Genomic DNA, 23,961 nt, shown 5'->3' on the forward strand with positions numbered 1-23,961 from the left:
CAAATCTCCTGGACTAGGCTTTAACAGCTGGTTTGATGATTACGCTACCGTTGATTGCACCCGGAACCGCACCTTTAATAAGGAGCAAGTTACGTTCTACATCAACACGAACCAATTCAAGGTTTTGCGTTGTAACTTTTGCAGCACCCATGTGACCAGACATTTTTTTGCCTTTGAAAACACGACCTGGTGTTTGACACATACCTATCGAACCGTTTGAACGGTGAGATAGTGAGTTACCATGAGTTGCATCTTGCATTGAAAAATTCCAACGCTTAATACCACCTTGGAAACCTTTACCTTTTGAGGTGCCAGTAACATCTACTAATTTCGTGTCGTTAAATAACTGCACAGTGATTTCACTGCCAGCTACAAGACCTTCGCCTTCATCTGCATTTAAGCGGAATTCCCACAGGCCACGGCCTGCTTCGATACCAGCTTTCGCAAAATGACCAGCTGTTGGCTTGTTAACACGGTTAGCTTTTTTGCTTCCCGTGGTAACTTGAAGCGCCGAATAACCATCGTTGTCAACAGTTTTAACCTGAGCAACACGGTTCGCTTCAACTTCTAGGACGGTTACAGGAGTAGATACGCCATCTTCAGAGAAGATGCGAGTCATGCCCACTTTACGTCCAACTAGACCTATAGTCATGTTAAAACTCCTATTAACCCAAGCTGATTTGAACGTCAACACCAGCTGCAAGATCTAAACGCATTAATGCATCTACAGTCTTCTCAGTTGGTTCTACGATATCAATCATGCGTTTGTGAGTACGAATTTCGTACTGATCACGTGCATCTTTGTTAACGTGTGGTGAAGTCAAGATAGTGAAACGTTCTTTGCGTGTAGGAAGTGGAATTGGACCACGAACCTGTGCGCCAGTACGTTTAGCAGTATCTACGATTTCAGCTGTTGATTGATCAATCAAACGATGATCGAACGCTTTCAAACGAATGCGAATTCTTTGATTTGACATTAAGACAAATCCCCATTTTAAAGAACAACAAAATACTGCCCATCACCTTTTTATATAAAAGGGGGGAGTATCGCTATAACATTCAACTCCATATCGGAGTTGCTGTGTGTTAACTATTAATAATTAAAACTAATACGTTAACTGATAAACACGTTGAGACGAGCTCGACGTGGAGGCGTATTATACAGAGAGCGATGATAATTTCAACTATTTATTTAACAACTTTAACACCTATAGCCTTTTCGTTGCTAAATACAGGCTTGCCAGTCTAGAAAGGCTCAGCTATATATGGATTGAAGGCTAGATTATCAATGATGAGTATGGTGTAAACTAGGCTGTCCGAATCAGAAATAATTGTGTTATCGTTGTGATCAATAATATAGCAGATGAGCCTGTAATAACTTGTCTGTGCGAAGCTAAGCTGACGCTAGCAAAATCGCTTCCTGCCGTCATACTTAATCAAATTCTCATACAAATATGGTATCAAGCTAATTACCTTCCCAACAGCCTAGTAAATTTAGTCTGTCAGAGCTTATAAATGTTGGGAGGAAAAACACTCAACAATCTTTAGGCTAGCAAGCAAAACCGTCGATAAACGAGAGCAATAATTTTCTCTCACGTCGATGATTTATTACTTTATCAGTGCAGCTGTCTCGCAACTGTTACCATTAAAGCAGCACTGAACCCAAATTACACTTACCTTAAAATTACACTTACCTGCAAATTGTCCCTTAATCTGATTGCCTAGTTTAATGCTAAAACAGTATATTGAAATAAGCCGGGTATAGTCTTATTGAACTATTATGGTGTTAGCTCAAGCGTTATAAAAAATATCAAAACTGTCAAAACTGTCAAAACACTATTTAAAGCCGTATGGCCTTGATTCAAACTTCATTGTAGTTTTTAAACGGCTATATTTAATAGCCATATATAAGCAGAGCCATTGGTTTGTTATTTTTTTATTTATTATCTCAATACTAGCAAATATGCCTCACAACTGAGATTTTTAACTGCGCTGAGCAGAAATTAGCAAACTTAAATGATTTTTTATGTCGATTTGTCTTGAGTAATGGTATACTCGCGCGCAAATTTTCAACAATTCCGCTTTTTTAGTAGCGACTTAAATAGAGTAAAGTAATGGCAGATTTATCTAAATACAGAAACATTGGTATCTTCGCTCACGTTGATGCTGGTAAAACCACAACAACTGAACGTATCCTTAAACTTACCGGTCAGATCCATAAAACAGGTGAAGTGCATGATGGTGAATCTACGACTGACTTCATGGAACAAGAAGCTGAGCGCGGTATTACCATCCAGTCTGCTGCGGTAAGTTGTTTTTGGGACGATCACCGTTTTAACGTAATCGATACTCCTGGTCACGTTGATTTCACCGTTGAAGTTTACCGTTCACTTAAAGTACTTGATGGCGGTATTGGCGTATTTTGTGGCTCTGGTGGTGTTGAGCCACAATCAGAAACTAACTGGCGTTATGCGAATGACTCAAAAGTTGCCCGGATTATCTTTGTAAACAAACTAGATCGTCTCGGTGCTGATTTTTATCGCGTTGTTAAACAAACTGAAACAGTACTTGGTGCTAACCCACTTATCATGGTGTTGCCAATTGGTGAAGAAGATGAGTTTTCTGGTGTTGTTGACCTACTTACCCGAAAAGCATGGATATGGGATGCAACCGGTCTTCCAGAAAACTTCGAAATCACTGATGTACCTGCGGACATGGTTGATAAAGTAGAAGAATATCGCGAAATGCTTCTTGAAACTGCTCTTGAGCAAGATGATGACCTTTTCGAAGCATATCTAGAAGAAGGCACAGAGCCATCTATGGAAGATATCAAACGTTGTATCCGTAAAGGAACACGTACTATGGACTTCTTCCCTACTTACTGTGGTTCTGCTTTTAAAAACAAGGGTGTTCAAAACATTCTTGATGCCGTTGTTGATTATTTACCGTCACCAGTGGATGTTGATCCACAACCACTTACTGATGAAGAAGGTGAGCCTAATGGTAAATACGCAATCGTTTCTGCAGATGAAACATTCAAAGCGTTAGCATTCAAAATCACTGATGACCGTTTTGGTACATTAACTTTCGTACGTATCTATTCAGGTACGTTGAAGAAAGGCGATAGCATTCTTAATGCTGCAACAGGAAAAACTGAGCGTGTTGGCCGTATGTGTGAACTGCAAGCCGATGAACGTAAAGAACTTACTTCAGCACAAGCCGGTGATATCATCGCGATTGTTGGTATGAAAAGTAACGTTCAGACAGGACACACATTATGTGATCCCAAACACCCAATCATCCTAGAAGCTATGGTATTCCCTAAGCCTGTAATTTCAATTTCTGTAACACCTAAAGATAAAGGTTCAACTGAGAAAATGGGTATTGCAATCGGTAAAATGGTTGCTGAAGATCCAACATTCCAAGTTGAAACTGACATAGATTCAGGTGAAACAATCTTGTCTGGTATGGGTGAACTTCACCTAGATATCAAAGTAGATATTCTAAAACGTACCTACGGTGTTGAATTAGCTGTTGGTAAACCACAAGTTGCTTACCGTGAAACTATTACTCAAGAAATTGATGATAGCTATACGCATAAGAAACAATCTGGTGGTTCTGGTCAATTTGGTAAAATTGATTATATCATCCGTCCAGGTGAACCAAATTCTGGTTTTACATTCTCATCAAAAGTTGTTGGCGGTAATGTACCAAAAGAATTTTTCCCAGCTATTGAAAAAGGCTTCAAAGGCATGATGGATACTGGTGTTCTTGCTGGTTTCCCTGTACTTGACGTTGAAATTGAATTATACGATGGTGGCTTCCATGCTGTCGATTCATCTGCTGTTGCATTTGAACTCGCTGCTCGTGGTGCTTTCCGTCAATCAATTCCAAAAGCTGGTGCCCAGTTAATCGAACCTATCATGAAAGTTGATGTGTTTACGCCTGATGATCACGTTGGTGATGTTATTGGTGATTTAAACCGTCGTCGTGGCATGATCGCAGGTCAAGATGCCGGTGTTTCTGGTGTTCGTATTAAAGCTGATGTACCTCTTTCAGAAATGTTCGGTTACATCGGAACTTTACGTACAATGACATCAGGTCGTGGTCAATTCTCTATGGAATTCTCTCACTACTCTCCATGTCCAAACAACGTATCAGAAGCCGTTATTGCTGAAGTAAAAGAAATGAAAGCAGCTAAAGCTAAAGCTAAAAAGTAATTCCCTTACTTTTAGTCTTTTTATAAAAGGATGCTTCGGCATCCTTTTTTATTGCCTGAAATATCCTCAGCAAGCGCGCGCAAAATCTAGCCATCAGATAAAGCACATGATACTATTTTCTTTAGGTGCGATGTTACATTAATTTTACATACATCTGTTATTACTAACGTTATTACTGATAGTAGTACAATTTATCCTCTTAATAATAAGATTCATAAAATAGGTATAAAATAGTATGTTCAATTTTTTTAGTCGATCAATAATGCGTCAACTGGTGATTACCATATCAAGTGCAGTTGCCATACTACTGGTCATTACCTCATTCTTTATTTTATCCAATGTTAGTGATAATACCAGAGATCAAATTATCTCTGACATAGAGAATATTGTTACTTTACAATCAACCAAGGTGAAAGAATTTTTTGTCGCAAAAGGCCAAATAAATCATAGTGTCTTTTCTAATCCCTTGGTCATTGATTGGTTTAATAACTACGATCAACGACTTTCCAATATCAGTGATAATAAGCAATACCAAGATGTGACTCGTTATTTTAAATACTTTTCAGAAAAAGACCCTGCGATAAAAAGTGTATTTTTTGGTAGCGAAAATACCCATGAATATTTCGACCTAAATGGTCGTTATGACGATGAAAAATATTTCACTAATGAGCGGCCTTGGTGGTCGAACAGTCTTAGCGTAGCCACAATGTATGTTACTGAACCCGCAGTAGACAATAACGACGGTTCCATTTCAGCCACTATTACTTCACCCTACTATTTACCCGGTGGACAATTATTAGGTATTGGCGGTATGGACATTTTAATTACCACCATAGGACATGATTTACTCGCCCCTATTAAATATAAAAACGAAGGCGAAGCCTTCTTAATAACAGACACAGGAAAATTAGTATTCTTCCCTGGCTTTGATGATAACTTCAAACCTGGAGACTCTATGGCCAGTGTAGATAGTCAATTCTCAAACACATCGGGCTTTTCACAATTACAAACGACCCTTGCGCAGAACGATAGTGGTATTACTCAGGTATCTCTGCGTGGCATAGACTATCAAGTCATTTTTAATCAAGTGAAAAGTGAATATCCGCTAATGAATTGGAAACTTGGCTTTCTGGTCCCCGAGCAACTCATATCACAGCCAGTCGAAGCAGCTTTTAGGTCTTCTGTTGCTGTTGTTGTCGCGATTATTATTATGATTGCTATTGTAGTGTGGCTAAGCGTATTACCTTTCGTTAACCGCATAACAAGCCTTAGAAATGCTATGAAAGACATTGCCGATGGCGATGGCGATTTAACCCAAAGAATAGCGCCGTTAAAGAACGATGAAATTGGCAAGTTGGTTGGTGAATTCAACCTCTTTGTTGATTCAATTCAACAACTGGTCAGTCAAACTATCATTATTACTAAAGAAGTGTCAGCTTCAAGTGACGCCGCAGAGAAAATCGGCAAAAAAACAGCTCATATTGTTGAAGCGCAAAAACGAGAAATAGATCTTGTAGCCACCGCAGCCACCGAATTAGCTCAAACAAGCATCGACATATCTAACAACACAAATTATTCAAAACAATTGGTGACGAGAGCTGAAGAGAAAGTAACGTTAGGCTCTGACGTTGTTAACCAAGCCACCGTTGGCATTCAACAGCTTTCAAATAATGTTGATGACGCATCACAAGTTGTGCAACAACTAAAAACAGGCACGCAAACCATTGGTGATGTTGTCACCGTAATACGCAGTATCGCTGAACAAACAAATTTATTGGCGTTAAACGCCGCCATTGAAGCAGCTAGAGCCGGAGAACAAGGCCGAGGCTTTGCTGTTGTTGCTGATGAGGTTCGCACCCTGGCGTCACGTACCCAAGAATCTACCGCCAATATCCAACGCATCATTGAAGAGCTACAAGCAACCGCGTTAAATGCAGTAGGAGTGATGGAGTCTAGCTGCCTGCAGGCAGAAAACAGTGTCCAGCTAACACACCAAGTACAGCAAGTATTAGCTGATGTAGCTGAGGTTATTGGTCAGTTTCAGAGCCAAACGTTTGAAGTAGCCCATGCCGTCGAACAACAAGCCAATGTCGCCGAGGAAGTATCGAAAAATATTGAGAACGTCAGAGTGTTAACTGACGATACTGTTGATGTCTCTACAACGATGAAAACTAGTCTGGCCAATTTATCTGATCAAGCTAATTCATTGTCAAAAGTCGTCAACCAATTTAACGTTTAGCCTAGGCGAAAACCCTCTACAGACTCAAAACCGTCGTGGTGTGAATTCATGCCGCGATTAACGCACTACTTAGAGGCTTACTTGCTGATAAAGGTACCTGTTTCAAGCATTACCCCAATCACTACTTTAGATTTGTGATAAAAATAAAGCTAATACTAGCACTCAGCCACCAAGCAAAAAAGACGCCTAAGCGTCTTTTTTATTGTATTAATCTGTTCTAAAATCAAGCAATTATTCGGTAGAGTAAAGCAGATACTACTATACTACGCTAGCAACTATTGACTTATTTCAACTTCACTATAGCTCAACTATAAAACAAAAAAGACGCCTAAGCGTCTTTTTTTATCGTGTTAATGTCTTCTAAAATTAAGCGATAATTTTAGATACAACACCAGCACCAACTGTACGACCACCTTCACGGATAGCGAAGCGTAAACCTTCGTCCATCGCTACTGGGTTGATAAGCTCTACAACAAACTTCAAGTTGTCGCCTGGCATTACCATTTCAACACCTTCAGGAAGCTCTACTGCACCAGTAATATCCGTTGTACGGAAGTAAAACTGTGGACGGTAGCCTTTAAAGAATGGCGTATGACGACCACCTTCATCTTTGCTTAGTACATATACTTCTGACTCAAACTTAGTATGAGGAGAAATTGAACCAGGCTTACATAGTACTTGACCACGTTCAACGTCTTCACGCTTAAGACCACGAAGAAGAACACCACAGTTCTCGCCAGCACGACCTTCGTCAAGTAACTTACGGAACATTTCAACACCTGTACAAGTAGATGTTTGTGTGTCACGAATACCAACAACTTCAACTGCGTCGCCGATTTTAACAATACCGCGTTCAACACGACCTGTTACAACCGTACCACGACCTGAGATTGAGAATACATCTTCAATAGGCATGATGAATGCGCCATCAATTGCACGCTCTGGCTCTGGAATGTAGTTATCTAATGCATCAGCAAGTTCGATTACTTTCGCTTCCCATTTCTCGTCGCCTTGAAGAGCGCCAAGTGCTGAACCTTGAATTACCGGTAAATCATCACCTGGAAAGTCATATTCAGAAAGAAGTTCACGAACTTCCATTTCTACTAATTCTAATAATTCATCATCATCAACAACATCACATTTGTTCATGAATACTATGATGAAAGGTACGCCAACTTGACGTGATAACAAGATGTGCTCACGTGTTTGTGGCATAGGACCATCTGTAGCAGCAACTACTAAGATAGCGCCATCCATTTGTGCAGCACCGGTGATCATGTTTTTGATGTAATCGGCGTGACCAGGACAATCTACGTGCGCGTAGTGACGTGCAGCTGTATCATACTCAATGTGAGAAGTATTAATGGTAATACCACGTTCACGTTCTTCAGGAGCGTTATCGATTTGTGCGAAATCTTTAACTTCACCACCGTGAACTTTAGTTAATACTGCAGAGATAGCAGCTGTTAAAGTTGTTTTACCGTGATCGACGTGACCAATAGTACCAACGTTAACATGCGGTTTTAAACGTTCAAATTTTGCTTTAGCCATTTTTCAATTACCTTAAAGTTTATTAAAAGCCCGGCCAAAAGACCGAGCCAGACTTTCAAAAAGCCTTACTAAGATTCAATTATTTTGTCGGCAACAGCCTTTGGTGCTTCACTGTATTCGTGAAACTCCATTGAGTATGATGCGCGACCTTGAGTTGCACTACGCAATGCAGTAGCGTAACCAAACATTTCAGATAGCGGCACAAATGCATTCACTATCTTCGAACCAGCTGGACCTTCGTCCATGCCATCGATCATGCCACGGCGACGGTTTAAGTCACCAACAACATCACCCATGTTTGCGTCTGGCGTAATAACTTCAACTTTCATCATTGGCTCAAGAATTACCGGTGACGCTTTTAGCGCCCCTTGTCTAAAACCAATTGATGCAGCGACTTTAAACGCCATTTCGTTTGAGTCAACGTCATGAAAAGAGCCATCGTAGAGCGTGACTTTGATGTCTAATAACGGGTAACCCGCTAACACACCACTGTCCATCTGCTCTCTACAACCCTGTTCAACTGAGGGGATAAATTCTTTTGGAACACTACCACCGACAATTTCATTAACAAACTCGAAGCCTTCACCTTTGGGTAAGGGCTCCATTTTCAACCAAACATGACCAAATTGACCACGACCACCTGATTGACGAACAAATTTACCTTCCACTTCAACCGTCGAACGAATGGTTTCGCGATAAGCCACTTGTGGATTACCGACATTACATTCAACGCCAAATTCACGTTTCATGCGTTCAACTAGGATATCGAGGTGTAATTCCCCCATACCTGAAATGATGGTTTGACCCGTTTCCTCATCAGAGACTACTCTAAATGACGGATCTTCTGCGGCCAATTTACCTAACGCAATGCCCATTTTTTCTTGGGAAGCGACAGTTTTTGGCTCAACTGCTACAGAAATTACTGGTTCAGGAAACTCCATACGTTCGAGCGTAATCACGTGATTCACATCACATAAAGTATCACCTGTAGTGACATCTTTAAGACCAATAGCCGCAGCTATATCGCCTGCTCTTACTTCTTTAATTTCCTGACGGTCATTTGCATGCATTTGCACAATACGACCTAAACGTTCTTTTTTACCTTTCACAGGATTGTATATACTGTCACCAGTTTTTACTACACCTGAATAGACGCGAAAGAACGTTAACGTACCGACAAATGGGTCAGTGGCGATTTTAAATGCTAAAGCAGCAAATGGCGCTTTATCATCAGCTTCGCGAAAACCTTCAGTTTCGTTTTTGTCGTTATTAATACCTTTTATCGCTTCAACATCAGTTGGCGAAGGTAAAAATTCTACAACAGCATCAAGTACTGCTTGAACGCCTTTGTTCTTGAAAGCTGAGCCACAAGCACAAAGGACGATTTCATTGTTTAGCGTACGCGTACGCAGCGCAGATTTTATTTCTGCTTCGGATAAGTCACCTTCTTCAAGGTATTTATCCATTAATTCTTCAGAGGCTTCTGCAGCTTCAGAGACCAGATGTTCATGCCAATGTTCGGCTTGCTCTAGCATCTCTGCTGGGATATCTTCATAAGTAAAAGTCATACCCTGGTCACTTTCGTTCCAGTTAATGGCTTTCATCTTGATTAAGTCGACAACACCAGTAAAGTCATCTTCAGCGCCAATTGCTAAATGAATGGGCACTGCATTAGCTTTTAAGCGAGAATTAAGTTGCTCAACTACTAATAAGAAGTCTGCACCTGTGCGGTCCATCTTATTAACAAAAACTATCCGTGGAACAGAGTATTTCTCCATTTGACGCCAAACAGTTTCTGTTTGTGGTTGAACTCCTGAAGAAGCACATAATACTAATACCGCACCGTCTAATACACGTAATGAACGCTCTACTTCAATCGTAAAGTCTACGTGACCAGGGGTGTCGATGATATTAATGCGATGGTCTTCAAACTGGGCTTGCATGCCTTTCCAGAAACAAGTTGTTGCCGCAGAAGTTATGGTTATACCACGCTCTTGCTCTTGCTCCATCCAGTCCATAGTGGCTGCGCCATTATGAACTTCGCCGATCTTATGTGAACGACCAGTGTAGAAAAGTACCCTTTCTGTTGTTGTCGTTTTACCGGCATCGACATGAGCACAAATACCAATATTTCGGTAACGCTCAATAGGGGTTATACGTGCCACAATTTATTCCTCTTTCTGAGACTTTATCTCAGATTGTAAAACAGTTGTGGTTATCACTTTATATCAATGTTGATATTCGGTGATAACCACGGCATTACGCTTGTTACTATAAAATCAGCAAATCTTGCTAATTCATAGTGCCTACCAACGGTAGTGAGCGAATGCTTTGTTAGCTTCGGCCATACGGTGAACGTCTTCACGTTTCTTAACCGCTGAACCTTTGCTGTCAGACGCATCTAACATTTCGTTAGCTAGGCGCTGAGCCATTGATTTTTCACCACGTTTACGAGATGCTTCAACTAACCAACGCATGGCTAGTGCATTACGACGCACAGGACGAACTTCAACTGGAACTTGGTAAGTAGAACCACCAACACGACGAGACTTTACTTCCACTTGTGGGCGGATGTTGTCTAACGCTGTTTCGAATAACTCAAGATGAGTCTTCTCAGTGCTTTTCTCAGTTAAAATGTCTAATGCACCGTAAACAATTTTTTCTGCAGTAGATTTTTTACCATCAACCATAAGGATGTTGATGAATTTTGCTAAAAGTTCGTTATGGAACTTAGGATCTGGCAATATCTTACGTTGCCCTACGACGCGTCTTCTTGGCATCTTAATTCTCCGTTTTTTTCAGGTATAACCCAAAATTTAATATTTTATTTGGCCTTACTTAACGCTTTCTATCTCTAATTAAAGAAATAAAATAGCTTAAGATTTAGGTCGTTTAGCACCGTATTTAGAACGGCCTTGTCTTCTGTCGCTTACACCTGAACAATCAAGTGCACCACGAACGGTGTGGTAACGCACACCTGGTAAATCTTTAACACGACCACCACGAATCAAGATAACACTATGCTCTTGTAAGTTATGACCTTCACCACCGATGTATGAAGTTACTTCGAAGCCGTTAGTTAAACGAACACGAGCTACTTTACGTAATGCTGAGTTAGGTTTTTTTGGTGTAGTTGTATACACACGAGTACATACGCCACGACGTTGTGGACAAGCTTGTAACGCTGGTACGTTACTTTTAGTTACTTGTCTTACACGTGGTTTACGTACTAATTGGTTAATAGTTGCCATTAAATAGCTCCCGATTAGTTAAATTTGTGTAAATTCCAATCAATGGGGAAATTTACACCCTTATAAACGTGAAAATCCGCGACCTCATATTCAATACTTAAAAGTAGGGAATACAGGGTCGCGGAATTCTATAGGTCAAGCTTTAACCTGTCAAGCTTTACTCGCAATAGACAGGTTAATCATCTGCTTTAACCACTTTTTCAATACGATTGACTAAGAAGACAAATCTGCATTCAAAGCATCCGTTAATGCTTGTGCTGCGTCGTCAGCTGATACTTTTACTTCTTCTACAGGAACGGCGTTTTTAGCACGCGCACGTTCTTGATGATAAGAATAACCAGTACCTGCTGGGATTAAGCGACCAACAATAACATTCTCTTTTAAGCCACGAAGTTTGTCTTTCTTACCAGCTACCGCTGCTTCAGTCAGTACACGCGTCGTTTCTTGGAAAGAGGCTGCCGAGATGAATGACTCAGTGGCTAATGATGCTTTAGTAATACCCATCATTTGCATTTCGTATTCAGCGGGTTGTTTACCTGCAGCTTCTAATTCACGATTAGAGATATTGACACGGGCAACTTCCAGGACTTCGCCCTTAAGGAAGGTACTATCACCGGCATCTAAGATCTCACACTTGCGGATCATTTGACGCACGATAACTTCAATATGCTTATCGTTAATCTTAACACCTTGCAAACGGTACACTTCTTGTACTTCGTTAACAATATAGTTAGCTACTGGTGCCACACCACGTAAACGTAAGATGTCATGTGGAGACTCTGGACCATCGGCAATAACTTCACCTTTAAGTACAGATTCACCTTCAAACACGTTTAATTGACGCATTTTAGGGATCATCTCTTCGTATACTTCACCGCTAGGTTGTGTGATTAATAAACGCACTTTACCTTTAGTTTCTTTACCGAAGGCGATGATACCTGTCTTCTCAGCTAATATTGCTGGAAGTTTTGGCTTACGCGCTTCAAATAAATCAGCTACACGTGGCAAACCACCCGTAATATCACGCGTTTTCGACGACGCTTGAGGAATACGCGCTAACGCATCACCGATACCAACTTCTACACCATCTTCTAGGTTAACAATTGCATTACCTGGTAAGAAGTATTGTGCTGGAATTTCAGTGCCCGCGATCATTACATCGTTGCCTTTAGCATCAACCAATTTAACTGCTGGGCGCATTTCTTTACCCGCAGTATTACGTTGACCAACGTCCGTGACTACGATACTTGATAAACCCGTAAGATCATCAGTTTGGCGAACCATAGTTACGCCATCAATAAGCTCAACGAATTGCACCTTACCCGCTACTTCTGTGATAATAGGATGCGTATGCGGGTCCCAGTTAGCAATGATATCGCCTGAGTTTAGTACTTCGCCATCTTTCTTATTAAGAATGGTACCGTAAGGTACTTTATAACGCTCTTTCTCGCGACCAAGCTCATCAATTACCGTTAGCTCAGATGAACGAGAGGTAATCACTAAGTGATCTTCAGAGTTAGTTACAAATTTAGCATTTTGTAATTTCAGCGTACCTGTATTCTTAACCTGTACGTTGTTCTCTGCTGATGCACGAGATGCCGCACCACCAATATGGAACGTACGCATAGTTAACTGAGTACCTGGTTCACCGATAGATTGTGCTGCCACAACGCCAATCGCTTCACCTTGGTTGATCATATGTCCACGGGCCAAATCACGGCCGTAACAATGAGCACAAATACCAAAATCGGTTTTACAGGTAATGATTGAACGTACTTTCATTTGATCAATTGAATTTTCTTCAATGAAATCACATAAAGCTTCGTCAATTAGCGTATTACGCGCTAATAAAACTTCATTGGTACCCGGTCTAACCACATCTTCAGCTACAACACGACCCAGCACACGTTCACGTAACGGTTCAACAACATCGCCACCTTCAATCAATGGTGTCATTTGTAGCCCGTCTAATGTGCCACAGTCATGTTCAGTAACAACCAAATCTTGTGCAACATCAACTAAACGACGAGTCAAGTAACCCGAGTTAGCTGTTTTCAATGCCGTATCAGCCAAACCTTTACGCGCACCATGAGTAGAGATGAAGTATTGTAATACGTTCAAACCTTCACGGAAGTTAGCGGTGATTGGCGTTTCGATGATTGAACCATCTGGTTTTGCCATCAAACCACGCATACCTGCAAGCTGACGAATCTGAGCAGCACTACCACGAGCACCTGAATCGGCCATCATGTAGATTGAGTTGAAAGAGTCTTGCTCTTCTGGCTCACCGTCGCGGTTAATCACAGTTTCTTTTGATAAGTTGTCCATCATAGCTTTCGAGATTTTCTCGTTGGCAGATGACCAAATATCAATAACTTTGTTGTACTTTTCACCCTGAGTTACAAGACCTTGCTCGAACTGAGTTTGAATTTCTTTAACTTCTTCTTCTGACTCTTCGATGATGGTGTATTTCGCCGCTGGAATAACCATATCGTCGATACCAACTGAAGCACCCGCGATCATCGCGTAGTGGAAACCTGTGTACATAATCTGGTCAGCAAAGATAACGGTATCTTTAAGACCTAAGTTACGGTACGCATGGTTAATCAGTTTTGAAATTGGCTTTTTACCTAGTGGCTGATCAATAAGATCATAAGGCATGCCGTCTGGACATACTTGCCATAAGATTGCACGACCCACTGTAGTATCACGCAGCTTAGTAACCGGTTGATACACACCATCGCTGTTACGAACATGTTCAGTAATACGAACTTTCACGCGGGCATGAAGTTCAGCAAAGCCTGTACGGTAAGCTTTTTCAACTTCTTTGATGTCGGTAAAAGTCATACCTTCACCTAAACCATTAACACGATCGCGCGTTAGGTAATATAAACCTAATACAACATCCTGTGATGGTACGATGATTGGATCACCGTTAGCTGGTGAAAGAACGTTGTTCGTTGACATCATCAACGTACGTGCTTCCATTTGTGCTTCGATTGTCAACGGTACGTGTACCGCCATTTGGTCACCATCGAAATCGGCGTTATAGGCCGCACAAACCAACGGGTGCAAATGAATCGCTTTACCTTCAATTAGTACAGGTTCAAACGCTTGGATACCCAATCTATGAAGTGTGGGTGCACGGTTAAGCATAACCGGATGTTCACGAATTACTTCGTCTAACACATCCCAAACTTCAGCGCCTTCACGTTCAACTAATTTCTTAGCTGCTTTAATTGTTGTTGCTAAGCCACGTGCTTCTAATTTACCGTAAATAAATGGTTTGAATAACTCAAGTGCCATTTTCTTAGGTAAACCACACTGATGTAAGCGTAGCGTTGGACCAACAGTGATTACTGAACGACCAGAATAATCAACACGTTTACCCAATAAATTCTGACGGAAACGACCTTGCTTACCTTTGATCATATCGGCAAGTGACTTAAGAGGACGTTTGTTAGAACCGGTAATGGCGCGACCACGACGACCGTTATCTAGTAAGGCATCAACAGATTCTTGCAACATACGCTTTTCGTTACGTACGATGATATCTGGTGCAACTAAGTCTAGAAGACGTTTTAAACGGTTGTTACGGTTGATTACACGACGGTATAAGTCGTTTAAATCAGAGGTTGCAAAACGGCCTCCATCCAATGGTACCAACGGACGTAAATCTGGTGGTAAGATTGGTAAAACGTTCATGATCATCCACTCAGGCTTATTGCCTGATGCTGCGAATGCTTCCATCAATTTCAAACGTTTAGTGATTTTCTTACGTTTTGTTTCAGAACCAATTTCAGGTAACTCTTCACGCATTTGCGCTACTTCACCGTCAAGATCAATCTGTTGTAATAACGCAAGTACCGCTTCAGCACCCATTAGGGCGTCAAATTCGTCACCGTGCTCTTCTAACGCATCAAGATATTCTTCTTCGGTTAGAATTTGGCTTTTCTCTAATGTTGTCATACCAGGTTCGGTAACAACGTAAGATTCAAAATAAAGCACACGCTCAATATCACGTAACGTCATGTCTAGTAATAGACCGATACGTGAAGGCAATGACTTTAAGAACCAAATATGAGCAACTGGGCTTGCTAGTTCGATATGACCCATGCGGTCACGACGAACTTTAGTTAATGTAACTTCAACGCCACATTTTTCACAAATTACACCGCGGTGCTTAAGGCGTTTGTATTTGCCACAAAGACATTCGTAGTCTTTAACTGGGCCAAAAATACGCGCACAGAACAAACCATCACGTTCCGGCTTAAAAGTACGATAGTTAATCGTCTCAGGTTTCTTTACTTCACCAAATGACCATGAACGAATCATGTCAGGTGAAGCTAGTCCGATGCGAATACCATCGAACTCTTCTGTTTGATTTTGTTGCTTAAGAAACTTAAGTAAATCTTTCACACACTCTCTCCTGTCGGAGTTAAATACCGGAGAGAACAGTTATCTGTTCTCTCCCTGTACTGACTTCAGCTTGCGCTAAAAGTCAGCAATGTAGCTTGAGGTAGCTTAGTCCTGATCTAATTCGATGTTGATACCCAACGAACGAATTTCTTTCAACAATACGTTGAATGATTCAGGGATACCCGGCTCCATGCGATGATCACCGTCAACTAAGTTTTTATACATCTTAGTACGACCGTTAACATCATCAGATTTAACCGTTAACATTTCTTGCAAGGTGTAAGCAGCACCGTATGCTTCAAGTGCCCATACTTCCATTTCACCGAAACGCTGACCACCAAACTGTGCTTTACCACCTAGAGGCTGTTGCGTTACTAGCGAGTATGAACCCGTAGAACGCGCATGCATTTTGTCATCAACTAAATGGTTTAGTTTTAACATATACATGTAACCAACCGTCACTGGACGCTCAAAGTTACGACCAGTACGGCCATCCGTCAACGTAAATTGACCACTTTCAGGCATATCAGCAAGTTTAAATAAGTCTTTAATTTCTTTCTCGCTGGCACCATCAAATACTGGTGTCGCAATCGGAAGACCTGCTCGTAAGTTACCCGCTAAGCGCATGATTTCATCATCTGAGAATGAATCAATATCAACTTCTTGGCGAGATTCACCTAGGTTGTAAACTTCTTTTAAGAATTCACGTAATTTGTGAATTTCTAATTGAGCTTCCAACATACGGTTAATTTTTTCACCAATACCACGTGCAGCCATACCTAAATGTGTTTCTAGGATCTGACCAATGTTCATTCGTGATGGTACACCCAATGGGTTAAGTACCACATCAACAGGAACACCGTATTGGTCGTAAGGCATGTCTTCAACAGGTACTACGTTTGAAATAACACCTTTGTTACCATGACGACCGGCCATTTTATCACCTGGCTGGATACGACGCTTAACCGCTAAATACACTTTAATAATTTTCAACACGCCTGGCGCTAAATCAGCACCTTGAGTGATTTTACGACGCTTAACTTCATACTTTTTATCAAAGTCTGCTTTAATGTTGTCGTACTGTTCAGCAATTTGTTCAAGCTCAGACTGTTGACCTTCATCAGCTAAGTTTTGAACTAACCACTTATCACGAGACATGCTGTTAAGATCAGATTCATTTAAACCTGAGCCTAGCAATAATTTTTTCGCACGTGCATAAATACCATCTTCTAAAATACTAAACTCATCACCCAAGTCTTTCTTAACTTGTTTAAGTTGCATTTCTTCGATTTCAACAGCACGAGCATCTTTGTCTACACCGTCACGGGTGAAGATTTGTACATCTATGATGGTACCAGACACTGAGTTAGGTACACGTAAAGAGCTGTCTTTAACGTCAGCTGCTTTTTCACCAAAGATGGCACGTAATAGTTTTTCTTCTGGCGTTAACTGTGTTTCACCTTTAGGAGTAACTTTACCCACTAAGATGTCGCCACCATTAACTTCAGCACCAATATAAACAACACCCGCTTCATCTAGTTTAGATAATGCAGACTCGCCAACATTTGGAATATCAGCCGTTATTTCTTCGCTGCCCAGCTTAGTGTCACGAGCAATACAAGTTAGCTCTTGAATATGAATCGTAGTAAAACGATCTTCAGTAGCTACACGCTCAGATAACAACATTGAATCTTCGAAGTTGTAACCGTTCCAAGGCATGAAAGCGATACGCATGTTCTGACCAAGGGCTAATTCGCCCATGTCCGTTGAAGGACCATCAGCTAGCACATCACCACGCACTACAGGCTCAGCCATACGACAAGTTGGACGTTGGTTGATACAAGTGTTTTGGTTTGAACGGGTGTATTTAGTTAGGTTATAAATATCAATACCCGCTTCACCAGCGTGCATTTCATTTTCATTAACTTTAACAACAATACGTGAAGCATCAACGTAAGCAACAACACCACCACGTTTAGCGACAACAGTTACACCAGAGTCAACAGCAACAATTTTCTCCATGCCGGTACCCACAAGTGGTTTATCCACTCTTAATGTCGGTACTGCTTGACGTTGCATGTTCGAACCCATCAAGGCTCTGTTCGCATCATCGTGCTCTAGGAATGGAATAAGTGACGCCGCAACAGAAACGATTTGCTGTGGAGAAACATCCATATACTGAACTTGTTCAGCAGACATCAAAGTAAATTCGTTTTTATGACGACAAGCCACTAAGCCTGCAACTAATTTACCCTCTGCATCAACTTCAGCAGTGGTTTGTGCAATAACGAAGTTACCTTCTTCAATAGCAGACAGGTAATCTATGTCGTCAGTAATTAAACCATCAACAATTTTACGGTAAGGTGTTTCCAAGAAACCGAAATCGTTAGTACGTGCATAACACGATAACGAGTTGATCAAACCAATGTTTGGACCTTCCGGTGTTTCAATTGGACAAACACGACCGTAGTGAGTTGGATGTACATCACGTACTTCAAAACCAGCACGTTCACGTGTCAAACCACCTGGCCCTAAAGCAGAAATACGACGCTTATGCGTCACTTCTGATAACGGGTTGTTTTGATCCATAAATTGTGACAATTGTGATGAACCAAAGAATTCTTTAACGGCAGCAGAAATCGGCTTAGCGTTAATTAAATCTTGTGGCATGATCGCATCTAAGTCGCCAAGACTTAAACGTTCACGAACAGCACGTTCAACACGAACTAAACCAACACGGAATTGGTTTTCTGCCATTTCACCTACAGAGCGAATACGACGGTTACCTAAGTGATCAATATCATCAACTTCACCTTTACCGTCACGTATGCCGATTAAGGTTTTCATCACTGAAATGATATCTTCTTTAGATAACACACCGGTACCAATATCATCAGCATTGCCAACACGACGGTTGAACTTCATACGACCTACTGTTGACAGGTCATAACGTTCTAATGCAAAAAATAGGTTGTTAAATAGCGTATCGGCTGCGTCTTTTGTTGGCGGCTCGCCTGGACGCATCATACGATAAATTTCCACTAACGCTTCTAAGCGGTTAGTTGAATTGTCAACACGTAATGTGTCTGACATATATGAACCAACATCAAATTCGTTCATATATAAAGTAGAAAGTACTTTATGGCCAGCTTGGCTTAACTCAGCTAACATTTCTAGCGTGATTTCAGCATTCGCTTCAGCAATGACTTCACCCGTAGATTTGTCAATGTAAGCTTTAGACAGTACTTTACCAACGATATATTCAGCAGGTACTTCTAATTTTTCAAGCTTAGCTTTTTCTAGCGATTTAATATGACGAGCAGTGATACGTCGGCCTTGCTCAACTAAAACATCACCTTTAGGTAATTTTATGTCGAAAGTAGCCGTTTCACCACGTAAGCGTTCTGGAATTAAATCCATTACTAGCTTATCGCCTTTAATAGAAAATTCTGTTGTATCGTAGAAGATATCTAAAATTTCTTCCGTTGAGTACTCTAAAGCACGCAAAATTATCGACGCAGGTAATTTACGACGACGGTCAATACGAACAAATAAGTTATCTTTTGGATCAAATTCGAAATCTAACCATGAACCACGGTAAGGTATAACACGAGCGTTATATAACACTTTACCTGATGAATGCGTTTTTCCTTTATCGTGATCGAAAAACACACCTGGAGAACGGTGTAATTGTGAAACAATAACACGCTCTGTACCATTGATGACAAACGTACCGTTGTCAGTCATTAATGGTATTTCACCCATGTATACTTCTTGTTCTTTGATATCTTTTACTGTGCCTGCCGCCGCTTCTTTATCATAAACGACTAAACGCAATTTAACGCGTAATGGCGCAGAGTAGGTGATACCGCGGATTTGACATTCTTTGACGTCAAATAACGGTTCGCCCAAACGATAGCTTACAAATTGTAATTCTGAGCTACCAGAATAAGCTTTAATTGGAAAAATAGAATGAAATGCAGCCTCTAGGCCTGTTTCACCTGTTGGATCAATATCAATAAACTTACGGAAAGATTCGAGTTGGATTGATAACAAGAATGGATAATCCATTACTTGAACACTTTTACCAAAGTCCTTACGAATACGTTTCTTTTCAGAGTAAGAGTAAACCATGGGGTTCCTCAGCTTGCTGGTTATGGCCGAATCTGTCTTAAAAAAGACAGGATATAGCAGTGATACTTTTTTTATCAAGCATCAAATAATGCGCTGTTTTGGTTCAAAAAAAAACCACTTTCTTTAGCGCAAAAAGGCCGGTGACGTTTAAATCACCAGCCATTGCCTTTTCAGGCAAATAATCTGTTTAAAAACAGACTATTTGATCTCAACAGAAGCACCTGCTTCTTCAAGAGTTTTCTTAAGCGCTTCAGCTTCAGCTTTATCAACGCCTTCTTTAATTGCTTTTGGAGCTGACTCAACTAAATCTTTAGCTTCTTTTAAGCCAAGACCTGTAGCGCCACGAACTGCTTTGATTACAGCAACTTTCTTCTCGCCGAAGCTAGTCATAACTACATCAAATTCAGTTTGTTCTTCAACAGCTTCAGCAGGTCCAGCAGCGGCAACAGCAGCTGATGCAGATACGCCAAATTTTTCTTCCATTGCTTCAATAAGTGCAACAACGTCCATTACTGACATTTCAGCAACTGCGTTTAGGATATCGTCTTTAGAAATAGACATTTTAAATTTCCTGTTCAATTAACAACCTGTTGGCTGTTATAAATAACTATAAATACAAAAAGTGCAAATTGTGCTCTGCTTATGTTTAAGTAATAGCAGAGATAAACAATTATTAAGCAGCTTCTTGTTCTTTCTGATCGCGTACTGCAGCAATCGTGCGGACCAATTTGCCTGCAGATGCTTCTTTCATTGCGCTCATTAAACGGGCAATTGCTTCGTCGTAAGTTGGTAGCTTAGCTAACATATTTACGTCTACTGAATTACCTTCAAATGCGGCGGCTTTTAATTCAAACGATGGATTTTTCTTCGCAAAGTCTGTAAATAAACGCGCTGCTGCACCTGGATGCTCGTTTGAGAATGCAATTAACGATGGACCAACCAATGTGTCAACAACACATTCAAAGTCAGTACCTTGTAAAGCACGACGTGCTAACGTGTTACGGATAACTTTCATCCATACGCCGTTTACACGAGCTTCTTTACGTAAAGTCGTTATTGCTTCAACTGCAACACCGCGAGAATCCGCGATTACAGCTGATTGAGCGCCATTAGCAGCTTCTTGAACTTCAGCAACTATTGCTTTTTTGTTATCAAGATTGATAGCCATTGGCTTTACTCCTGGTTCACCGGCAATAAAAAACCGGTATTTACTATCCCTAAGCAAACTAAGATTCGCTTAGGCCGTTACGGCGAGGACCAGAATTAGGAAATACTGGGTAATCACCATCTACGTAGGAAAAATTAAGCTTTCAACGAAGAATCGTCTCGGCTCCTACGGTCTTTGACGGGGTTGTCTAAAGTTAATTAACGCTAATTTGCGCTAATTAAGTAGACAACACCTACCAAAATTTAAGGGGCGAAATTATAGTCTACAATTTAACCCCTGTAAAGCATCGATTACCGACACTTTATTGAAAACTATAGCGTCAAGCTAGCTTGGTTAACGGCAACGCCGGCACCCATAGTAGTTGAAACAGAAATTTTCTTAATGTACTGGCCTTTAGCATTAGCTGGTTTTGCTTTTTTAAGCGCTTCCAATAATGACTCAAGGTTTTCCTGCAATTTAGCATCGTCGAAATCAGCCTTACCAATTGTAGTATGGATGATACCGTTTTTGTCATTGCGGTAGCGGACTTGACCCGCTTTTGCGTTCTTTATTGCAGTAACAACGTCAGGTGTAACTGTGCCAACTTTCGGGTTAGGCATTAGACCACGTGGACCTAAAATCTGACCTAATTGACCCACAACACGCATAGCATCTGGTGAAGCAATTACAACGTCAAAGTCCATGTTACCGGCTTTAACTTGTTCTGCTAAATCTTCCATACCTACGATGTCAGCACCGGCTTCTTTCGCTTTATCAGCGTTAGCGCCTTGCGTAAATACAGCAACACGAACGTCACGGCCTGTACCATTTGGTAATACAGTCGCGCCACGTACGTTTTGATCTGATTTACGAGCATCGATGCCAAGGTTTACGGCAACATCTACGCTTTCACGAAATTTAGCAGTAGCTAATTCTTTTAATAAAGAAAGTGCTTCAGCGATGTCATATTCTTTTAATACGTCTACTTTTTCACGGATAAGACGAGTGCGTTTTGATAATTTAGTCATAATTAATCCTCTACCACTAAACCCATTGAACGAGCAGAACCCGCAATGGTACGCACTGCAGCTTCCAAAGAACTAGCAGTAAGATCGGTTTCTTTCATCTTAACAATTTCTTCAAGTTGTGCTGTAGTAACAGTACCAACTTTATCAGTGTTAGGACGACCTGAACCACTCTTAACACCAGCAGCTTTTAGAAGTAAATAAGCAGCGGGTGGAGTTTTTGTTTCAAATGTAAAAGAACGATCAGCATAAACAGTAATAACTACTGGTACTGGAGCGCCTTTTTCCAAAGAATCAGTTTTTGCGTTAAACGCTTTACAAAATTCCATGATGTTGACACCGTGTTGACCTAGTGCAGGACCAACTGGCGGTGACGGATTTGCTGCACCAGCAGCAACTTGTAGCTTAATTAAAGCTGTGACTTTTTTAGCCATGGTTTTAATACCTTTAGTATGGGTTCAAACGCTGATGATTAAAAACAGCTCCCCGTTAACAAAAAATCGATTTTTTCTTCGTCAGATAAAATCGGCAGCAGATTATATATTATTACAAGGTGATAGTGCAAGCTATGATACTTGATTTGTATAAAAAAAGACCACGGAGCGCTATCACTAAAAGAATGGGGGGGTCTTCGTTCCTTTCTCATTGTTTTCTCCCTGTAAAAACATAATAAAATAATTCACAGGAAGAAAAGAAGAAGGACTACAGGAGAAAGTATAGATCAGGGAGTCTTTAAATTTTTTAAGTCTCTACTCATTCCCTTCTCATTGTTTCCTCCCTGTAAAAACATAATAAAATAATTCACAGGAACAAAAAAAGAACTGCAGGAGAAGGAATAGATCAGAGGATATAAAAAAGCCAGAGTGAAGACTCTGGCTTTTTAGGGAATATTTATTGCTAGCCTTTTTCGACTTGCCCAAATTCCAAATCAACAGGTGTTGAACGACCAAAAATAAGCACAGATACTTTAATACGATTTTTCTCGTAATCAAGTTCTTCAACCACACCATTAAAGTCAGCAAATGGACCGTCAATAACCCGTACCACTTCACCTGGTTCGAACAATGTTTTAGGTTTAGGTTTGTCAGTGTCCTCAAGGCGTTGTAAAATTCGATCCGCCTCTTTTTGTGAAATAGGTGCTGGTCTTTCTTTAGTGCCACCAATAAAACCTAACACACGCGGCACACTTTTAACTAAATGCCATGATTCATCGTCTAATTCCATATGAACTAAAACATAGCCTGGAAAAAATTTACGTGAACTTTTACGCTTTTGCCCGGCGCGCATCTCAATAACTTCTTCAGTTGGCACAAGAATATCACCAAACTTTTCTTCTAAACCATGAATACCAATATGCTCAAGTAATGTTTTTTGCACACGGCCTTCATAGCCAGAGAAGGCTTGGACTACATACCAACGTAATTTAGGATTGTTATTTTTTTCAGGCGTATCTGTAATTGTAATTTCTTCAGTCATGACGGTACCTTAACCTACTTTTAATCCAGTAATTAATCCAACTACCCAGAACAGAACTGAATCTAAGCCCCAAAGCAATAAAGACATAATTAATGTTGCTACTAATACTATACCCGTTGTTTGCACGGCTTCTTGACGTGTTGGCCAAACCACTTTGCGTACTTCAGTGCGAGACTCTTTAGCAAATGCTACAGCTGTACGGCCTTTAACTGTTTGCATAGCAATAAGCCCTGCAATGACAATAGCAGCAACTACCGCTATAGCGCGCACAAGAACTGATTGTTCAGCAAAAATGTAATTACCAAAAACAGCGCCAGCTAGAAGTAAAACGATTACGCTCCACTTTAAAAAATCAAATGAACCACTTGGTTCAGCTTCAGTACTTGCATTCATATCTACTACCCGTAATTACATGTCTAATCTAAGACAAAGCACCCCGATAAAATCGAAGTTAAAATCTAAAGCACCTATTATTTTATTAATAAGCACTTTACTCAAA

The 23,961-nt window shown here is 40.7% G+C and carries 16 protein-coding genes; 2 read left to right on the plus strand and 14 right to left on the minus strand.

Translation table 11 applies throughout. The features are described 5' to 3' along the window. Positions 1-13: 13 nt before the first annotated feature. Both rplC and rpsJ read right to left on the minus strand, forming a co-directional pair. Complete coding sequence (gene rplC / locus H4J59_RS06485; RefSeq protein WP_182233833.1) at positions 14-652, minus strand: 50S ribosomal protein L3; 639 nt, start codon at positions 650-652, stop codon at positions 14-16. Positions 653-665: 13 nt separating this feature from the next. Then, positions 666-977, minus strand: a complete 312-nt coding sequence (gene rpsJ, locus H4J59_RS06490) for a 30S ribosomal protein S10 (RefSeq protein WP_070375080.1) — start codon at positions 975-977, stop codon at positions 666-668. Between the two features lie 1,137 nt (positions 978-2,114). Between rpsJ and fusA (H4J59_RS06495) the strand changes: the two genes are divergently transcribed. Together fusA (H4J59_RS06495) and H4J59_RS06500 are read left to right on the plus strand one after the other, a co-directional pair. After that, on the plus strand, positions 2,115-4,220 hold the full coding sequence (fusA, locus tag H4J59_RS06495; RefSeq protein WP_182237854.1) for an elongation factor G: 2,106 nt from the start codon (positions 2,115-2,117) through the stop codon (positions 4,218-4,220). A gap of 235 nt (positions 4,221-4,455) precedes the next feature. Beyond that, entirely contained in the window at positions 4,456-6,459 is a 2,004-nt protein-coding gene (locus tag H4J59_RS06500; protein ID WP_182237856.1) for a methyl-accepting chemotaxis protein, read from the plus strand. A 366-nt stretch (positions 6,460-6,825) separates the two neighbouring features. Here H4J59_RS06500 and tuf read toward each other — a convergent pair whose 3' ends face one another. The 12 genes from tuf to secE all read right to left on the minus strand — a co-directional run bounded on the left by tuf (position 6,826) and on the right by secE (position 23,855). After that, complete coding sequence (gene tuf, locus H4J59_RS06505) at positions 6,826-8,010, minus strand: elongation factor Tu (protein ID WP_146877790.1); 1,185 nt, start codon at positions 8,008-8,010, stop codon at positions 6,826-6,828. A gap of 68 nt (positions 8,011-8,078) precedes the next feature. Beyond that, complete coding sequence (fusA, locus tag H4J59_RS06510) at positions 8,079-10,175, minus strand: elongation factor G (RefSeq protein WP_182237858.1); 2,097 nt, start codon at positions 10,173-10,175, stop codon at positions 8,079-8,081. 141 nt (positions 10,176-10,316) lie between these two features. Beyond that, positions 10,317-10,790, minus strand: a complete 474-nt coding sequence (rpsG, locus tag H4J59_RS06515; protein ID WP_182233837.1) for a 30S ribosomal protein S7 — start codon at positions 10,788-10,790, stop codon at positions 10,317-10,319. A gap of 96 nt (positions 10,791-10,886) precedes the next feature. Next, positions 10,887-11,261 carry a 30S ribosomal protein S12 gene (gene rpsL / locus H4J59_RS06520; protein WP_011045492.1) on the minus strand — a complete coding sequence of 125 codons (375 nt, stop codon included), beginning with the start codon at positions 11,259-11,261 and terminating at the stop codon, positions 10,887-10,889. A 213-nt stretch (positions 11,262-11,474) separates the two neighbouring features. Beyond that, positions 11,475-15,680, minus strand: coding sequence for a DNA-directed RNA polymerase subunit beta' (gene rpoC, locus H4J59_RS06525; protein ID WP_182237859.1), 4,206 nt, complete (start codon positions 15,678-15,680; stop codon positions 11,475-11,477). Positions 15,681-15,785: 105 nt separating this feature from the next. Further along, the gene (rpoB, locus tag H4J59_RS06530) at positions 15,786-19,814 is read right to left on the minus strand and encodes a DNA-directed RNA polymerase subunit beta (protein ID WP_182237861.1); all 4,029 of its coding nucleotides are present in this window, start codon (positions 19,812-19,814) and stop codon (positions 15,786-15,788) included. Between the two features lie 198 nt (positions 19,815-20,012). After that, positions 20,013-20,375 (minus strand): 50S ribosomal protein L7/L12, encoded by a 363-nt coding sequence (gene rplL / locus H4J59_RS06535; protein ID WP_146877795.1) that lies wholly within the window; start codon positions 20,373-20,375, stop codon positions 20,013-20,015. A 112-nt stretch (positions 20,376-20,487) separates the two neighbouring features. Then, the gene (gene rplJ / locus H4J59_RS06540) at positions 20,488-20,982 is read right to left on the minus strand and encodes a 50S ribosomal protein L10 (protein ID WP_182192305.1); all 495 of its coding nucleotides are present in this window, start codon (positions 20,980-20,982) and stop codon (positions 20,488-20,490) included. A gap of 311 nt (positions 20,983-21,293) precedes the next feature. Further along, positions 21,294-21,989: a 50S ribosomal protein L1 gene (gene rplA, locus H4J59_RS06545; RefSeq protein ID WP_182192306.1), complete on the minus strand. Its 696-nt coding sequence runs from the start codon at positions 21,987-21,989 to the stop codon at positions 21,294-21,296. Positions 21,990-21,991: 2 nt separating this feature from the next. Next, positions 21,992-22,420, minus strand: a complete 429-nt coding sequence (gene rplK, locus H4J59_RS06550; protein ID WP_182237863.1) for a 50S ribosomal protein L11 — start codon at positions 22,418-22,420, stop codon at positions 21,992-21,994. 463 nt (positions 22,421-22,883) lie between these two features. Beyond that, positions 22,884-23,462: a transcription termination/antitermination protein NusG gene (gene nusG, locus H4J59_RS06555; protein ID WP_182192308.1), complete on the minus strand. Its 579-nt coding sequence runs from the start codon at positions 23,460-23,462 to the stop codon at positions 22,884-22,886. 9 nt (positions 23,463-23,471) lie between these two features. Then, the gene (secE, locus tag H4J59_RS06560; RefSeq protein ID WP_182137224.1) at positions 23,472-23,855 is read right to left on the minus strand and encodes a preprotein translocase subunit SecE; all 384 of its coding nucleotides are present in this window, start codon (positions 23,853-23,855) and stop codon (positions 23,472-23,474) included. Positions 23,856-23,961: the final 106 nt, after the last annotated feature.

The sequence above is a fragment of the Colwellia sp. MB02u-10 genome (assembly GCF_014077185.1).
Classification (GTDB): domain Bacteria; phylum Pseudomonadota; class Gammaproteobacteria; order Enterobacterales; family Alteromonadaceae; genus Cognaticolwellia.

What these genes read in the sequence shown, in the direction of transcription:
- H4J59_RS06500 (WP_182237856.1), top strand. Translation starts at nt 4,456, where the DNA reads ATGTTCAATTTTTTTAGTCGATCAATAATGCGTCAACTGGTGATTACC.
- rplC (WP_182233833.1), bottom strand. Translation starts at nt 652, where the DNA reads ATGACTATAGGTCTAGTTGGACGTAAAGTGGGCATGACTCGCATCTTC.
- fusA (WP_182237854.1), top strand. Translation starts at nt 2,115, where the DNA reads ATGGCAGATTTATCTAAATACAGAAACATTGGTATCTTCGCTCACGTT.
- rplA (WP_182192306.1), bottom strand. Translation starts at nt 21,989, where the DNA reads ATGACTAAATTATCAAAACGCACTCGTCTTATCCGTGAAAAAGTAGAC.
- rplJ (WP_182192305.1), bottom strand. Translation starts at nt 20,982, where the DNA reads ATGGCTATCAATCTTGATAACAAAAAAGCAATAGTTGCTGAAGTTCAA.
- rpsG (WP_182233837.1), bottom strand. Translation starts at nt 10,790, where the DNA reads ATGCCAAGAAGACGCGTCGTAGGGCAACGTAAGATATTGCCAGATCCT.
- rplK (WP_182237863.1), bottom strand. Translation starts at nt 22,420, where the DNA reads ATGGCTAAAAAAGTCACAGCTTTAATTAAGCTACAAGTTGCTGCTGGT.
- rplL (WP_146877795.1), bottom strand. Translation starts at nt 20,375, where the DNA reads ATGTCTATTTCTAAAGACGATATCCTAAACGCAGTTGCTGAAATGTCA.
- tuf (WP_146877790.1), bottom strand. Translation starts at nt 8,010, where the DNA reads ATGGCTAAAGCAAAATTTGAACGTTTAAAACCGCATGTTAACGTTGGT.
- nusG (WP_182192308.1), bottom strand. Translation starts at nt 23,462, where the DNA reads ATGACTGAAGAAATTACAATTACAGATACGCCTGAAAAAAATAACAAT.
- secE (WP_182137224.1), bottom strand. Translation starts at nt 23,855, where the DNA reads ATGAATGCAAGTACTGAAGCTGAACCAAGTGGTTCATTTGATTTTTTA.
- rpsL (WP_011045492.1), bottom strand. Translation starts at nt 11,261, where the DNA reads ATGGCAACTATTAACCAATTAGTACGTAAACCACGTGTAAGACAAGTA.
- rpoB (WP_182237861.1), bottom strand. Translation starts at nt 19,814, where the DNA reads ATGGTTTACTCTTACTCTGAAAAGAAACGTATTCGTAAGGACTTTGGT.
- rpsJ (WP_070375080.1), bottom strand. Translation starts at nt 977, where the DNA reads ATGTCAAATCAAAGAATTCGCATTCGTTTGAAAGCGTTCGATCATCGT.